General features: G+C 59.1%; 13 protein-coding genes. 11 read left to right on the top strand and 2 right to left on the bottom strand.

Annotated elements, in window-relative coordinates; all coding sequences use genetic code 11:
- Positions 1–372: 372 nt before the first annotated feature.
- Complete coding sequence (locus B5F33_RS02890) at positions 373–822, bottom strand: low molecular weight protein-tyrosine-phosphatase (RefSeq protein ID WP_087410286.1); 450 nt, start codon at positions 820–822, stop codon at positions 373–375.
- Between the two features lie 403 nt (positions 823–1,225).
- Here B5F33_RS02890 and B5F33_RS02895 point away from each other — a divergent pair, with 403 nt between their 5' ends.
- The 4 genes from B5F33_RS02895 (at position 1,226) to B5F33_RS02910 (ending at position 6,005) form a co-directional block, all read left to right on the top strand.
- Positions 1,226–2,167, top strand: a complete 942-nt coding sequence (locus tag B5F33_RS02895; protein WP_204214361.1) for a transporter substrate-binding domain-containing protein — start codon at positions 1,226–1,228, stop codon at positions 2,165–2,167.
- A 106-nt stretch (positions 2,168–2,273) separates the two neighbouring features.
- The gene (locus B5F33_RS02900; RefSeq protein WP_204214363.1) at positions 2,274–3,557 is read left to right on the top strand and encodes an amino acid ABC transporter permease; all 1,284 of its coding nucleotides are present in this window, start codon (positions 2,274–2,276) and stop codon (positions 3,555–3,557) included.
- Between the two features lie 3 nt (positions 3,558–3,560).
- Positions 3,561–4,316 (top strand): amino acid ABC transporter ATP-binding protein, encoded by a 756-nt coding sequence (locus B5F33_RS02905; protein ID WP_275532073.1) that lies wholly within the window; start codon positions 3,561–3,563, stop codon positions 4,314–4,316.
- 984 nt (positions 4,317–5,300) lie between these two features.
- Positions 5,301–6,005: an endonuclease domain-containing protein gene (locus tag B5F33_RS02910; protein WP_239284689.1), complete on the top strand. Its 705-nt coding sequence runs from the start codon at positions 5,301–5,303 to the stop codon at positions 6,003–6,005.
- 166 nt (positions 6,006–6,171) lie between these two features.
- Here B5F33_RS02910 and B5F33_RS02915 read toward each other — a convergent pair whose 3' ends face one another.
- Positions 6,172–7,143, bottom strand: a complete 972-nt coding sequence (locus B5F33_RS02915; protein ID WP_087410287.1) for a LysR family transcriptional regulator — start codon at positions 7,141–7,143, stop codon at positions 6,172–6,174.
- Between the two features lie 204 nt (positions 7,144–7,347).
- Between B5F33_RS02915 and B5F33_RS02920 the strand changes: the two genes are divergently transcribed.
- The 7 genes from B5F33_RS02920 to B5F33_RS02950 all read left to right on the top strand — a co-directional run bounded on the left by B5F33_RS02920 (position 7,348) and on the right by B5F33_RS02950 (position 14,715).
- Positions 7,348–8,790 carry a non-oxidative hydroxyarylic acid decarboxylases subunit C gene (locus B5F33_RS02920; protein WP_087410288.1) on the top strand — a complete coding sequence of 481 codons (1,443 nt, stop codon included), beginning with the start codon at positions 7,348–7,350 and terminating at the stop codon, positions 8,788–8,790.
- A 46-nt stretch (positions 8,791–8,836) separates the two neighbouring features.
- Positions 8,837–9,043, top strand: coding sequence for a non-oxidative hydroxyarylic acid decarboxylases subunit D (locus B5F33_RS02925; RefSeq protein WP_087410289.1), 207 nt, complete (start codon positions 8,837–8,839; stop codon positions 9,041–9,043).
- A 152-nt stretch (positions 9,044–9,195) separates the two neighbouring features.
- Positions 9,196–10,569 (top strand): SLC13 family permease, encoded by a 1,374-nt coding sequence (locus tag B5F33_RS02930; protein WP_087410290.1) that lies wholly within the window; start codon positions 9,196–9,198, stop codon positions 10,567–10,569.
- A gap of 144 nt (positions 10,570–10,713) precedes the next feature.
- Positions 10,714–11,286 carry a UbiX family flavin prenyltransferase gene (locus B5F33_RS02935; protein WP_087410291.1) on the top strand — a complete coding sequence of 191 codons (573 nt, stop codon included), beginning with the start codon at positions 10,714–10,716 and terminating at the stop codon, positions 11,284–11,286.
- A 97-nt stretch (positions 11,287–11,383) separates the two neighbouring features.
- The gene (locus B5F33_RS02940; protein WP_087410292.1) at positions 11,384–12,850 is read left to right on the top strand and encodes a UbiD family decarboxylase; all 1,467 of its coding nucleotides are present in this window, start codon (positions 11,384–11,386) and stop codon (positions 12,848–12,850) included.
- A gap of 458 nt (positions 12,851–13,308) precedes the next feature.
- Positions 13,309–14,247 (top strand): isopentenyl-diphosphate Delta-isomerase, encoded by a 939-nt coding sequence (gene idi, locus B5F33_RS02945; protein WP_087410293.1) that lies wholly within the window; start codon positions 13,309–13,311, stop codon positions 14,245–14,247.
- A 135-nt stretch (positions 14,248–14,382) separates the two neighbouring features.
- The gene (locus tag B5F33_RS02950; RefSeq protein ID WP_087410294.1) at positions 14,383–14,715 is read left to right on the top strand and encodes a hypothetical protein; all 333 of its coding nucleotides are present in this window, start codon (positions 14,383–14,385) and stop codon (positions 14,713–14,715) included.
- Positions 14,716–15,101: the final 386 nt, after the last annotated feature.

The following is a 15,101-nucleotide window of genomic DNA, read 5'->3' on the forward strand; positions in this document are numbered from 1 at the left end:
ATCGGGATGCCGCGGAGAGGCGGCTCGCGGTGTGGACAGGCGGAAATGACCCGTGGCGTCGCATCCAACGAGTCGCGTTCAACGAAGCGCGCTCGATGAAGCACATCCACCGCGCCGAACCCAACGAGGCGCACCCAACGCAGCACGTCTAACGCGCCGTGCCGGCCGCGCCGAGCCCAAAGCAGCACGTCTAACGCGCGCCTGCCGCGCCGCGCCCAACGAAGTCCTTGATTTGGACGTTTTCACGCTCAAAAACGGACAAATCAAGGACTTCGATGGCAACGGAGAAGCTCACTTGGAAGATTTTCGCCGAAAGATTGAGGCGGCCCGCATATCGCTTGGGGTGATGCGGGCCGTTGTCCGCCGCCGTGCTCAGTCCAGCTTTTCCAACAGCGCCTGACAGCCTTCGAATACGTCGCGCCAAGTGGCGTCGAAGTTGCCGGTATACCAGGGGTCGGCGACGTCGTTTGGCCGATCTGTCCAGTCAAGCAGGCGGCTCACTTTGCCCTCGGGGTCTTGCCTCAGGATGCGCATGAGATTGCGGCGATTCTCGCCATCCATATAGATGATGTGGTCCCAGCGCTCGTATTCGTCGTGCGTGATTTGCCGTGCGCGGTGCGGGACGACGGGGATTCCCTCCTCGGCAAGCTTTGCAACCGTGCCGGGATGCGGCGGGTTGCCGAGTTCTTCGCGACTGGTCGCGGCGGAATCGATGACAAACTCATGCTCGCGTCCTGCGCGGCGCACAAGCTCGGTCATGACGGATTCGGCCATGGTGGAACGACAGATGTTGCCGTGACAAATAAAGAGAATGCGGTGCATGAGGATGCCTTTCGCTCGATGGGCCACTATCGTCCCGCGAGGCAGCCGCGCCGTCAATCTGTCATTGGGGACGGGTTCATTTGACAGATGCAGAGGCGTCGACCATTTATGTTGCTCGTGCGCGAGGCCGGGCAACATGCTCCGGGGTTGAAGAAACTGCGACCGGAAAGAACCCTTGCGGCTCGACGGCCATCGGTTCCACACCTAAGGCGTGGTAATCGTTTCCCGCGTGTTTCTTACGCTCGTTTTTCAGCTTGACGGTAGCATCCGACACCCTGGCGCGGTATGCTGCGCAATTGTGTGCGTAACTTTCTCGCATTAAGTTGCAAGGGGGAGGGGAATGGGTCCCCTCCGGTTGCGTCACACGGAAGGGGTATTGAACAAAAAACCGGAAGGAACCATCATGACCAAGCAAACCTCTGCGAACGTGCCACAGCTGGGATCGTGCTCTCGCCGCGGCTTTCTGAAGCTCTCGGGCATCACGGCATTCAGCGTGGGAGGGTTGATGTTCCTTGCCGGCTGCGGCCCCGCCGCCCAGGGTACCTCCGAGAGCGGCTCGTCCACGAGCGATAACGCCGACGATGGCGAGGCTGTGCTCGGCGACGGCAAGACGCTGCGCGTGGGCATGGAGGCCGCGTACGCCCCGTACAACTGGCAGGTCTCCGAGGCCTCTGACTACACCATTCCCATCGAGAACGTCGACGGCGCCTATGCCGACGGCTACGATGTCCAGGCCGCCAAGATCATCGCCGACGCGCTTGGCATGGAGGCCGTCGCGGTGAAGTGCGACTTCTCCGCGCTCATCGACATGCTCAACAACGGCCAGATCGACATCATCTGCGCCGGCATGTCCGTGACGCCCGAGCGCGAGGACTCCGCCATCTTCTGCAACTCCTACATCGACGACGACATCGCGATGGTCACGAAGAAGGACTCGCCCTATGCGAGCGCCACGACCTTCGCCGATCTCGCGGGCGCCTCGATCATGGGTCAGGCGGCTACGATGTACGACGACGTCATCGACCAGATCGCCGAGGTCGCAGACGTGAACCACATGACCCCTGGCGAGACCGTCCCCGCCGTCGTGGAGAGCCTCTCCAGCGGCACCTCCGACGTCATCACCTACTCCATGCTCTCGGTGCCCAAGCTGCTCGAGACCTATCCCGACTTCGTGGAGCTCCAGATGACCGACAAGTTCGAGGGCTCCGAGATGCCGGACAACGCGGCTGTGGCCCTTGGCACCGACCAGTCGATTGTCGACACGATCAACGAGGCTATCGACAGCATCTCCGATGACGACCGTCAGCAGATGTGGAACGAGTGCATGGATCGCCAGCCCGCGTAAGCTGGGATTTTGACTTAACCTTGTAACTCCTGAGGGACGTGCGCCGAGCTTCGTGCCGGCGCGCGTCCCGTACGTGTATATACGACAGATGACTAAAGGAGAACCTATGAGCTCCGCTCTTTCAAGCGAGCAGGGTGCGGCGAGGAGGCGCGGCAAGATCGCCTCGTTCTTCCTCGACGACCATCGCTACGTGCTGCTCGGCACGAGCGCCGTCGCCCTTGTGGGTATGCTGCTCTCCAGCCAGCCGCGCCCGGCGATGAGCTTCCTCGCCCAGGCGTTTACGGTCGAGCTGGTCATGTACTACCTGCTGGTGGCCTGGCTGGTGGTGAGCGCGATCGGATTGGCGGTGAAGATTGCCAAGTGGAAGACCTATGACGAGGTCTCACCCTTCACCAAGCCGGCCGTGCGTCGCGTCCTGCGCTACGCGTCCTATGTGATCTGGGCCATCACCCTGGTGCTGATCGTGGACCGCGTGGTCATGGGCATTGCCTCGGCGTGGAGCGTGGCGGTCGCCGCGGCCTCGCAGGCCAGCCCCAAACGCCCCGACGGTATGCTCGAGAGCATGTGCTACATCCTGTATCAGGGCAGGCAGACGTTCCTGACGGGCTTCATCACCACGGTTGAGCTCGCGGTGTTCGGCACCGTCATCGCGTTCTTCCTGGCGCTGCTGCTCGTGTTTGCGCGCATCCAGACCATCGACCGTCCCGACAACGACTTCGTTCGTTTCTGGAAGAAGGTCGGCGTCGGGTTCGCAAAGGTGTACAGCACCGTCGTGCGCGGCACGCCGATGATGGTGCAGGCTATGGTGCTCTACTACGGCGTCTTCGGCCTGTTCCGCATGACGAGCCTCACGACTACGCAGATCAACGGCATCTGGACCACGTTTTTGGCCGGCCTGGTGACCATCACCCTCAACTCCACCGCCTACATGATGGAGGTGCTGCGCGGCGGTATCGAATCGGTCGATGCAGGCCAGCTCGAGGCGGCGCGTTCGCTCGGCCTCTCGCAGTGGCAGGCCATGCGCAAGGTCGTCTTCCCGCAGGGTATCAAGTACGCCATCCCGGGCCTTTCCAACGAGCTCGTCATCAACATCAAGGACTCGTCGGTGCTTTCGGTGATCGGCACGTTCGACCTCATGTTTGCGACCACGACCGTCGCGGGCATCTACTACCAGCAGTTCCAGACAGCGCTCATCACCACCGTGGTGTATCTGGCGCTCACCATGTTCGCTTCGTGGCTGCTGGGCAAGTTCGCGCATCATTTTGACGTGAAGCCCCAGCCCGTGGGCAGCTCGTCCGACGCGGGCGTGGCCGTGGGGACCGAGGAAGTCAGTGCCGTGCCCGTGCGCGATGGCGAGAAGCACCGTCGCGGTTTTGGCCAGGGGAGGTAGACCATGACAACCAAGAACGCTACCGAGCCCATGGTGCGCATCGAGGGGCTGCGCAAGTCGTTCGGCAGCCTCGAAGTGCTGCGCGACATCAACCTGGACGTTATGCCCGGCCAGGTGGTCACGATCATCGGTGCGTCGGGCTCCGGCAAGTCCACGCTGTTGCGCTGCATTAACTTGCTCGAGACCCCCGATGCCGGTCATGTGTGGTTCCATGGCTCCGACCTGGCGGCCGAGCACGTGGACGTGAACAGCCTGCGCGAGAAGATCGGCATGGTGTTCCAGGGCTTCAACCTGTTCAACAACATGAATGTGCTGGATAACTGCACCCTTGCCCCGGTGACGCTCAAGAAGATGGGCAAGTCGGAGGCGGAGCAGGTCGCGATGAAGCACCTGGACGCCGTGGGCCTCGCCGACTTCGCGCGTGCGAGCGTGAGCAACCTGTCCGGCGGCCAGAAGCAGCGCGTGGCCATCGCCCGTGCGCTGTGCATGAATCCCGACCTTATGCTGTTTGACGAGCCGACCTCGGCGCTCGACCCCGAAATCGTGGGCGAGGTGCTGGAGGTCATGCGCGGCCTTGCGCGCGACGGTATGACCATGGTCGTGGTCACGCACGAGATGCAATTCGCCAAGACCGTGTCGGACCGCGTCGTCTTCATGGACAAGGGCGTCATCGCCGAGGAGGGCACGCCGGCGGAGATTTTCGGCTCGCCGAAACACCCGCGCACGCGCGAGTTTCTCGCCCGCTATCTGGAGGACTAGCATTCGGCGGATTATCGGGGGCGGCTTCGGACCCTTTGGTCCTGATTGCTATAGCCCGCGAGGTTCGAAGGCATTTGGACGTATGTCCGCGTGCACTCGAAATGCATGAAAGGCGGGTTCGTCTTCGCAGGCGAACCCGCCTTTTGCCATCATTTTCATAAATTCTGGCCAAATATCCCAGATTCAGATTGTTTAGGATGTCCTATAGACATTCCTTTAGAACTTCAATCGAGGGCGAAGAACGAAATATATCTAAAAGCATGTGGTTTGTTCTGTAAATATACCAAAATGCGCTCTATTCGGAATAGGTCTGGTCGTTATTCGCCTCAGCAGCAATCCAAATCTGGGATATTTGGCCAACTTTGTGTCGAAGAATGAAAAAATGGGTTGCGTGCCGATTGTTGGTGTTAGCCCAGACCAAGGCGGCCGCGCCCTACGGGCTGTGATGGTGCTGTTGAGTTGGACTTTGTGGGCCGCGGCGATGCTTCGCAGAAATGGGCCATAGATTCCAGTAGGCCGTTTCGATAATGTATTCCATTGATTCGACCGTCGCCTGTTCCCTGATGCTTGGGGCCCCGGCTTCCTGTTCAAAACGTGACGCATTGTATGCTAGCCTTTTGTTATGGAAACCATCGTCGTCTCACATGTGTCGGCAATTCGCGCCATCCGTGACGCGCGTTGGAAGTATTCTGCACTTTTGTGGGATCGACTCTCAAAGGTTGAGGCGCGTAGGGCTCTGCGTGCGTGTGTGCCCAACAAAGGAGCCATAGACTTCGAAGCGCTCGAGCGCATGGGCATATTTAGCGACGAAGAAAACGAGGTACACGTCCTGGTATCGCGGTCATCGGCAAGGCGCGCCGTACCGGGTATCGTGTGTCACACGATTGCTAAAACATTGCCGCAGGACGCTATCCGGCGCATCGGAGAAAATGTCTACTGCACCTCTCCCGCCTTCTCTGCCCTGCTCTATGCACGGGGCGCTCGTTGGGTCAGGTGGTATCGCTGCTTATGGAGCTGCTGGGTACCTACTCTCTTCCTCCCGAGTCAACGGTTCCTATTGCACATGGAGAGTATCCGAACTCGCGCGAGGCGAACGAGCGCCCACGCATGGCGCGGTACAAATGCGAGCCGGCGACGGCGCTCAAGGAGCTTATCAAGGTCGCCAGCTGGACGACGAGCAGCGCCGACGCGACGTTTCGCCAGGCAGTTAAGCTGGTCGAGCCGGGCTCGGCTTCACCTGGTGAGACGTTGGTCTATGGCATGCTTGCGCTTCCCATGCGGTACGGCGGGTTGGGATGCAAAATGCTAAAGGGCAGACGCGTCCGCTTGAACTACAAAATTGATTTTACCGACGACGCAGTGCACATATCGTCAGGCATGCCCTATGCCATAAGCGACTTCTATGTTCCGGCGGCAAAGACCGACGTGGAATACAACGGGTTTGGCCACGAGGAGCATGATGCTCGCATTCATGACGGTAATCGGAACAATGGCTTGCGTGCCATGGGTGTCAAGGTGATCGTCATTCACCGTGGGCAGATGCAGGACATCCAGGCACTTGAGGCAGTTGCCCGCACGCTGCACCGTGACGCCGGCGTTCGTTTTCGCTACCGCGTCAAGGGATATCGTGAGCTACAGGGAAGGCTGCTCAACGAGCTGCGGGCGGCTATTGGGTTGCCGCCCGTATAAGCCGATAGTTTCGCCGGCATGACAGGGCGGCGGCAACGTCGGTGCGGGTCGCGACTGTTGCAGTCTGTCTTGCAGCACGCCGTAGCGCGGGCGTTGCGTCCGTGCTGCAAGGTCCCACCCTCGCCTGCGCAGGCCCCTGCTCCACACAAGCGTGTCGTGCGAGCCGTTATTCTGCGTTCTCCAGATGTTTATTGGCAAAGTCTCGGCAGACGAAATCCATGAATCCCTGGGCGATCTTCGAAGGTTGTTCGTCCCGAAGCCAAATAAAGCCAATGGTCGAGATGATGGGCTGCTCGAAAGGAACGCTTGCAATGTCGTCGGCGTTATAGGTAGAGACAAGCTTGCTCGACATGACGCTCACGCCCATACGCCGCTGCACCGCTTTCAGCAGCATGCGGTGGCGGCTGTGATTAAGCGGCACGTTGGGGTGGAATCCGTATGTCTCGCATGCTCGCAGGAACATGCGCGTGCATTCGGATTGCCCTTCGAGCAGGATGAACTGCTCATCTTTCAGGTCGCAAAGCGAGACCGTCTTATGTCTAGCCCATCGGCTTGACGTCGAACATACGAGCACAAGCTGGTCTTCTACGATGGGCTTGAACGAGAACCAGCTTTCGTCGATGAAATCGGTTCGCGCGAGCGCGATTTCAACCTTGTGGCGCTTGAGCTTATCGAGGAGGTCGTCCTGGTTGCGTTCGACAAACTGTATCTGTACCGACGTGTTGCGCACCCAGTATGAGCTGAACGAATCGGCAAAACCGTATTCTTCGCAAAGCGGTAGCGCGCCTACGGTCAGGGTGTACGTGGCGTTTTGTTTGTACATCTTGAGTCGCGAAACTTCGTGCTGGTAGTCGGGCACGGCTTTTCGGGCGTAGGAGTAGAAGTCGTGGCCGGCTTGGGTGAGTTCCACCCCGTTTCTCGTCTTCTTGAACAGCTTGACGCCGAGCTCGCGCTCAAGCTGAGACATCTGCTTAGAAAGCGATGATTGGGAGATGAAGAGTTTCTCTGCCGCGGTCACGAACTTGCCCGTGTTGGCGACTGTGAGAAAGGCTTCGAGCTTACGGAAGTCCACAGCCGCCTCCTTTGCGCGCACGACGCTGTCAACGTATGTTCCGTCATTCCATGGCAGCTTGCTCATCCTGTGCCCCTCCCAACGTACCTTCTAATTACCTGCAAGTTCTTTCGATATTCGCCCCTCGAGTTGCTAAAAACGAATAACCGCAGCTGGCGTTCGAGACTTTCCATTTTGGCAAAAGACCGTGCGATCAACGAACGTGAATTCCGAGGTTTCCGCAGCAAGATGGCACCAAGGCAGATTCGGACTTTGCGGAAAGGAGTCTCCATGCCAAAGGTGTATCAAGACCTGCGCTCGTTCCTTGAGGTGCTTGAGGAGGAGGGTCAGCTCGTCCGCGTGACGAACGAGGTGGACCCCGATACCGAAATCGGCGCGGCCGGCCGTGCCGCCAGCCGTATCCCCAATGGCCCCGCGGTCATGTTCGAGCACATCAACGGGTATCCGAAGGGTCAGAAGGTTGTCACCAACGTTCATGGCTCCTGGGCCAACCACGCCCTCATGATGGGCATGCCCAAGAACACCTCCACCAAGGAGCAATTCTTCGAGCTCAACCGCCGGTGGGACCTCTTCCCGGTAAAGCCCAATATCGTGTCTCGCGAGGATGCCCCCTGCAAGGAGAACACCCTTGAAGAGGGCGAGATCAACCTTTTTGAGCTGCTGCCGCTCTATCGCATCAATGAGCAGGACGCCGGCTGCTTCATCTCCAAGGCGTCGATCATCACGGCGGATCCGTCCGATCCTGACAATTTCGACAAGACCAACGTTGGTACCTACCGCATTCAGGTCAAGGGCAAGGATCGCATCGGCATGCAGTGCTTGGCTATGCACGATATCGCCAAGCAGCTGTGGGAGGCCGAAAAGAAGAACGAGCCTTTCCCCGTGGCCATCACGCTCGGCAATGCTCCGCTCGTGACCTTTATGGCTTCGACGCCCATCTCCTACACACAGAACGAGTATGAATTCGTCGGCGCCTTGAACGGCGGCGTTCCGGCCGACATCGTCAAGTCCGACCTCTACGATCACCTCTATGTGCCCGCTGGCGCCGAGGTCGTTCTCGAGGGCTACATCGTCCCGCGCGTCCGCACCGTCGAGGGTCCGTTTGGCGAGTTCCCGGGCTCCTACTCCGGTTCGCGCCTGCAGTGCGAGGCCAAGATCACGCATGTGACCTATCGCACCAACCCCATTTTCGAGAACCTGTACCTGGGCATGCCGTGGTCCGAGATCGACTACCTCATGGCGCTTAACACCTCGGTGCCCATCTACAAGCAGCTGAAGGTCGACTTCCCCGAGATTGTGGCCGTAAACGCCATGTACACCCACGGTATGACCGAGATCATCTCTATGAAGCCGCGCTATGGCGGCCAGGCTACCGGTGCTGCCTTCCGTCTGCTGTCCACGCCCCACGGCATGCCGTACTGCCACAACGTCATCGTCGTCGACGATGTGGTCGATCCGTTTGATCTCGATCAGGTCATGTGGGCACTTTCCACGCGCGTTCGCCCGGACAAGGATGTCAAGGTCGTTCCCAACTGCGCTGGTATGCCGCTCAATCCCACCGAGGAGATCCCCGGAATCACCGCGAAGCTCATCATCGACGCGACTACGCCGGTTGACCCCGAGCCCATGAAGCGCTCCGTCGAGCTGCTTAAAGATCCTGTCAAGACGGCCGAGTACACCAAGATCATCACCGACCTCATGGCAGCCAAATAAGAGACGCCGCGCAAGACGCTGACGTATCAAGAAGGAGGAATGACTCATGCAATGCCCGCGTTGTGGTCATGAAGAGATTTCGACGATTGCCACGTCGCCTGTCGAGGGCGCGTGGGAGATGTACCAGTGCGACGTGTGCTACTACTCCTGGCGCTCGACCGAGAATCCGCACGTCGATGACGTGTTCAAGCTGGATGACGAGAAGATTGCCAACCTGCAGGTAATTCCGCCTGTGCCGCCGCTGGAGGCATAGCACGCATTGCCGGGATGCCGGCGATCAAGACCTGCTGCCGCATAGGCCGGGCCCGGCCACGTTATGTAGGTGGGCTCGGCCGTTTTGTTGTCTTGCAACGCCCAGGGCGCATCCCGGCGCCATCCCAAATGTATCCATGAGAGGGGGACTCAATGAAAATCACGAAACGCGAGATCGGCTTTGTTGCCGGTATTCTCGTCGCGTTGATTGTGTGGTTCGCACCGCTTCCCGGTATCGAGGGCAACGCGAAGCTCATGCTCGCCTTCACCCTCATGACCGTTATCTGGTGGGCTCTGCAGATTGCCCAGAACGGATATACCGCGGGCGTTTTGCTGGCGCTCATGTGCATCTTCCAATTAGACGAGCCAGCTGAGATCTTCTATGCCTGGACGGGCACCACGATGTGGCTCGTCATCGGCGCCTACCTCATCGCAAATGCGGTGAAGACCTCCGGCCTGGGCGAGCGCATCGCTTATAACTACATGCTGCGCTTCGTGACCGGATTCAAAAGCATCATCATCGGTATCTTTGTGCTGACGGCGATTCTCTCGCTGCTCATTCCGCATCCGTGGCCGCGCGCCTTCCTGATCATGGCCGTTATGGCGGTCATCATCCAGAGCTCGGGCATCTCGAAGGCCGATGCCGTCAAGATCGGTTTCGCGGTGTTCGCCGCCTCTGTTCCCTGCTCGCTCATCTTCATCACGGGCGACGCCGTCATCAACCCGCTTGCTGCATCGTATGCTGGCGGGGCCGACTTCATTACGTGGCTCAAGGTCATGGGCGTGCCCGCCATCATCATGAGTCTCATCACGCTGCTGCTGTTCCTTCTGCTGTATCGTCCCGAGAAGGACTATACGGTCGATAAGGAGGCCATCCGCGGCAAGCTCGCCGATATGGGCAAAATGACCGGTGTTGAGATCAAGACGATTATCTGGGTTGTCATCGCTATCGTGCTGTGGTTCACCGAGTCCATTCACGGCATCGATATCGGTTGGGTCACCTTTGCTGTGGGCATGCTCATGAGCATGCCTATCATCGGCGACCTCAACGCTGCCAAGGACTGGAGCGCTGTGCCTATTCACGTGCTCGTGTTCCTGACCGCCGCCATGGCCATCGGCCACGTGGGCGCCGACACCGGCATGAATGCCTGGATCGCTTCGTTCATGCCCACCTCTGTGCCTGACAACATGTTCATCATCGCCGCCATCATCGTTGCGCTGTCCTTCGTGATTCACATGCTGCTCGGTTCGGTCATTGCCGTCATGGGCGTCGCTGTTCCCGCCATTCTGGCGTTTGCCGAGCCTTTGGGTATCGACCCCATGGCCGCTACGATGATTTGCTACATGGCTGTGGCCGCTCATTACCTCTTCCCGTTCCAGCATCTCAATACGCTGGTGGGCGCAAGCCCCGACACGGGCAACTACACCCAGAAAGAGACACTTAAGATCGGCATCGCGCTGATTCCGGTACTCTTCATCGTTGGCTGGATCATGGTCGCTTGGTTCAGCATCATCGGCCTGGTGTAACGCATCAGGGCATGTTCTTGGGAGAGCGGGGCCACGCGCTGCGAAGTGACTCCCGCAAGGCCCCGCTCCCCGCTTTTTGGTCCAGGTAAAAGGCTCGCCCAGCTCTGGGCGGGCGGCCTCCGGTCGACTCCGAAGGGGGAGCGCATGAACAAGCGTCGAATCATCGTGGGCGTGAGCGGTGCCACGGGTGTGCAGCTGTCGCTGGCCCTCGTGCAGGCGTTGGCTGGCTATGACGACGTCGAGACGCACCTTGTTGTGAGTGACGGCGCAAAGAAAACGTGGGAACTCGAGTGCTCAGAGCCCATAGAGCGCTTGTATGAGCTCGCCGATGTGGTGCACGATTCACATAATCTTGCAGCGTCCATTTCTAGCGGCTCCTATGTCACAGAGGGCATGATCGTCATGCCCTGCTCCATGAAGACGCTGTCTTCTATTGCGAACGGCTATGCGGACAACCTCGTATCGCGTGCCGCCGACGTATGTCTAAAAGAGGGGCGTCGCGTCGTGCTTGTGCCGCGCGAGATGCCGCTGGGCAAGATTCATGTGCGCAACATGCTCGCTGCGGCTGATGCCGGGTGCGTGCTTGTTCCCCCGATGCTTACGTTTTACAACGGGCCGATAACTATCGAAGACCAAATCAACCATGTAGTCGGCAAGGTGCTGCGCCAGTTTGGCTTGGAGCCTCGGAAGTTCCATGCCTGGGAGGGCGCCGAGTAATGGCTGCGCGGCGGGCGTTCTGCCTACCCGATGTCCGCCGCGCCTCTTTCGATGCTCGCGCGGCACGTATCCTGCGGTTTGTAACAAAGGAGAAACTATGTCCACCAAGGTGAACGACCTTCGCAGTGCTCTTGAACTCCTGCGTGAAATTCCTGGTCAGCTGGTCGAGACCGATGTCGAGGTCGAACCTCTTGCTGAGCTCTCCGGTGTCTATCGCCATGTTGGCGCTGGCGGCACCGTTATGAGACCCACCAAAGAGGGGCCGGCCATGATTTTCAACAACGTGAAGGGGCATCCGGGCGCCCGTGTCGTTATCGGCCTTTTGGCCAGCCGTACGCGTGTGGGGCATTTGCTGGATTGTGACCCCAAGCGCCTGGGCTTCATGCTCAAGGATGCCGTGAACGCGCCTATAGCCCCAGTGGTCACAGACGAGCCTGCACCCTGCCAAGAGGTTGTCTACAAGGCCGACGATCCCGATTTCGATATCCGTAAGCTTATTCCGGCTCCGACGAATACCGAGGAAGATGCCGGCCCCTACATTACGATGGGCATGTGCTACGCTACCGATCCCGAGAACGGCGACACCGACATCACGATTCATCGTCTGTGCCTGCAGAGCAAAGATGAGATCTCCATGTACTTCGTGCCCGGCGCGCGCCATCTCACGGTGTTCCGCGAGAAGGCCGAAGCGGCTGGCAAACCGCTTCCTATCTCCATCTCTATTGGCGTGGACCCTGCGATTGAGATCGCAGCGTGCTTCGAGCCTCCCACTACGCCGCTCGGCTACGACGAGCTTGGATGCGCGGGGGCCATTCGCGGCGAGGCAGTCAAGCTCGCAAAGTGCCTCACGATCGACGAGAAGTGCATCGCCAATGCCGAGTACGTCATCGAGGGCGAGCTGCTGCCCAACGTGCGCGTCCGCGAGGACCAAAACACCGACTCTGGCAAGGCAATGCCCGAGTTCCCCGGCTATACCGGTGGGGCCCAGGCCGAGCTTCCCGTGATCAAGGTCAAGGCCGTTACCACGCGCAAGAACCCCATCATGCAGACGGTTATCGGTCCGTCCGAGGAGCATGTTTCCATGGCGGGCATCCCCACCGAGGCCTCGATTCTCACCATGGTGGAGCGGGCGCTGCCGGGTAAGGTTCAAAACGTCTACGCTGCTTCTCCCGGTGGCGGCAAGTACATGGCTGTAATCCAGTTCAAGAAATCAATTCCTTCCGATGAAGGGCGTCAGCGTCAGGCAGCGCTTCTTGCCTTCTCGGCATTCCCCGAGCTCAAGCATGTTTGGCTGGTTGATGAGGACGTTGACCCGTTCGATATCAAGGACGTCATCTGGGCTATGAATACGCGCTTCCAGGCCGATACGGATGTCATCACCATCCCCGGCGTGCGCTGCCATCCGCTTGATCCCTCGAACGATCCTACCTGCGATCCGAGCATTCGCGATCACGGCATTGCCTGCAAGACCATCTTCGATTGCACGGTTCCCTTCGATCAGAAGCATCGCTTCCAGCGCTCAAAGTTCAAGGACGTTGACCCGACGCATTGGACTGACGCCTAGTCGCGTTGGTTCGAAGGTGGTGCCCCGGCGCGCGATGACGCCGGGGCACCACCGGTTGAAGCCTGCGCGGTGCGCCCCTGCGTCCCTGAGGCGTAGCCGCGCCGGCGCATTGTGGGAACAGACGACGGTTTTGATTGCTAGACGGTCAGAAATGGACAGATATTACAGATATGTACTGTTTTAATCGTCAGACGTAGGCAGCACGTGGCTTGATTTGCGAAGCAGGATGCTTATATAGCAAATATGGTCCTAAAAACATATTTCTATATATCAACATGCTTGCTTAGCTGAATCATATCGGGTTGCCTGGAAGGACACATAATACAAATCTGGCAAATTTGGCCACAATTCAGGAGGTTTCGTAATAAACAGCGTACCAAGAGACTTCTTGCCTGTATTGCCGCAACACCCCTGAATATAAAGGCGTATGTAGCCAGGACGAGGATGGTGAGGCGCACATGGAGACGCGGTCGTTTCACGTGGGCGAGGACAAGTTCAAACTTGAAGTGACCATGGTCGATACCGGTCGCGGCATTACGGTGACCGTGGGTTCAGCTGCGCCCGGGGCCGCTCACGTAGGCGCAACTGCCCAGGCGATTCCCCGGCCAGAACCAGGGCGTACGGCCACGGTAAGTATCCTTGCCGTTCCGTGCCATCGCGATGAGGTCCCCGCCCATGACATTGCCGCTCTGGTTGCCACTGAGCTCCGGGTGCCTGTGACTGCCACCTGCGGCATACACATAGACAACGCGACGGTAGATGACATTGCACGTCTCGTTGACACCGCGCACGAGGCCGCTCGTGCGGTGGTCGACCGTGCGAGGGCTATTGAGCGCGCACGGTGGGATGACGAGGACCAAGTGGTCGCGGTATCGCGCGCGGGCGATCCGATCGGTCCTGTGGATCGTATTGCCGCGCACGAAGGGGCGGGAATTTTACATCAGGCATTCTGCGTCTTCCTTGTCGAGGGCAAAGGGGACGCGGCGCGCCTCCTACTGTGTCGCCGTAGCCCTATGAAACGACTGTGGGGAGGCGTGCTGGCCGACAGCTGTGCCGGACACCCCAAACCCGCCGAGGGGCTACAGGAAGCTGCTGAGCGTCGACTGGTCGAGGAGCTTGGTGCCACGACAAGTCTCACACAGCTGGGCCATGTCATCTATCGGGAGGACCACGGCGACGGTCGATGCGAGTGTGAATGGTGCGCCGTTTTCGCGGGCCAAGCTCTCGAGGGGATGCGTGTCAACGAGGAAGAGGTCTCGGAGGTACGGCGCGTTTCGCTGTCCGAGATCGAAGGCTATCTGGCTGGTCACCCCGAGCAACTTGCACCTTGGACGCGACTTGCGCTTGAGAACGCGGACGTGCGTACGGGTCTACAGCGTTTCATCAGCGCTATCTAAATGCACCCGTCCGCCACAGGTGACGTTACGGTCCCACGTTTCCGCACCTTGGACGGCGTGCGAGATCATCTGGTAGCTGGCTTCCGCCCGGAGGTGTTCTTGCGTTCGGGTGGGGCACGGAGAGAGAGGAATCCCATGCAGCTCTCATATGCACATACCGGCATCCCGATTACGCATCAGCTGGGAGGCATGCGCTATGCACCTCCCATGAAGCTGTGGATCTCGGACCCCACCATCTCGCCCGACGGTATCGAGTACCTCTATTTTGAGGAGGGTTCGCCCGCGCCCTCGATGATGAAGACCCATACACATGTGGCCCTTTCGACCGATGACTTGGACGAGGCCGCCGCATGGTGCGATGAGGTCGTGCTCGGCCCGTTCGAAGATGAGCCACTGCCCGGCATGAAGCAGGACGTGCTCTTTGCTCGCAAAGACGACCTGCTTATTGAGTTCTGTTGCTCTCAATAGGCGTTGGATGCGCAGCTGTTGGGCGGTAGCTGTTAGGGGTGCGTCGCAAAAGTTACCGCGCTTATATGCCAAATAAAACACTTCAATCCCTGATTTTTGGCTAGAAAGCGCAACAAAGTTTTTTCAGATACACCAAACAGCATGGGGCTGCTAGTCGGCAACTAGGTGCGACTAGCAGCCGTTCGGGTTCGAGGTATCGTGCACTGTCGAAGCTTGGGTACGATAGGGGAGGCGGTTTATGCCGCCTCGTATCGGCCTGCATCGGCAAGGAGACCAGCTATATGAAGTCAAGACCAAGGCGCTGAGAACTTTCAGGAATCTTCAGTTTGGACCGTTGCACCTTGAGAACCGGATACCGGATGCTTTGACGGGTCCCTCCCCGGCCT

It is taken from the genome of Collinsella sp. An2, from assembly GCF_002160065.1.
Lineage (GTDB): Bacteria > Actinomycetota > Coriobacteriia > Coriobacteriales > Coriobacteriaceae > Limicola.

Coding starts and splice junctions, on each gene's coding strand:
- B5F33_RS02930 (WP_087410290.1), top strand. CDS start 9,196: ATGAAAATCACGAAACGCGAGATCGGCTTTGTTGCCGGTATTCTCGTC.
- B5F33_RS02940 (WP_087410292.1), top strand. CDS start 11,384: ATGTCCACCAAGGTGAACGACCTTCGCAGTGCTCTTGAACTCCTGCGT.
- idi (WP_087410293.1), top strand. CDS start 13,309: ATGGAGACGCGGTCGTTTCACGTGGGCGAGGACAAGTTCAAACTTGAA.
- B5F33_RS02900 (WP_204214363.1), top strand. CDS start 2,274: ATGAGCTCCGCTCTTTCAAGCGAGCAGGGTGCGGCGAGGAGGCGCGGC.
- B5F33_RS02925 (WP_087410289.1), top strand. CDS start 8,837: ATGCAATGCCCGCGTTGTGGTCATGAAGAGATTTCGACGATTGCCACG.
- B5F33_RS02915 (WP_087410287.1), bottom strand. CDS start 7,143: ATGAGCAAGCTGCCATGGAATGACGGAACATACGTTGACAGCGTCGTG.
- B5F33_RS02905 (WP_275532073.1), top strand. CDS start 3,561: ATGACAACCAAGAACGCTACCGAGCCCATGGTGCGCATCGAGGGGCTG.
- B5F33_RS02920 (WP_087410288.1), top strand. CDS start 7,348: ATGCCAAAGGTGTATCAAGACCTGCGCTCGTTCCTTGAGGTGCTTGAG.
- B5F33_RS02890 (WP_087410286.1), bottom strand. CDS start 822: ATGCACCGCATTCTCTTTATTTGTCACGGCAACATCTGTCGTTCCACC.
- B5F33_RS02950 (WP_087410294.1), top strand. CDS start 14,383: ATGCAGCTCTCATATGCACATACCGGCATCCCGATTACGCATCAGCTG.
- B5F33_RS02935 (WP_087410291.1), top strand. CDS start 10,714: ATGAACAAGCGTCGAATCATCGTGGGCGTGAGCGGTGCCACGGGTGTG.
- B5F33_RS02895 (WP_204214361.1), top strand. CDS start 1,226: ATGACCAAGCAAACCTCTGCGAACGTGCCACAGCTGGGATCGTGCTCT.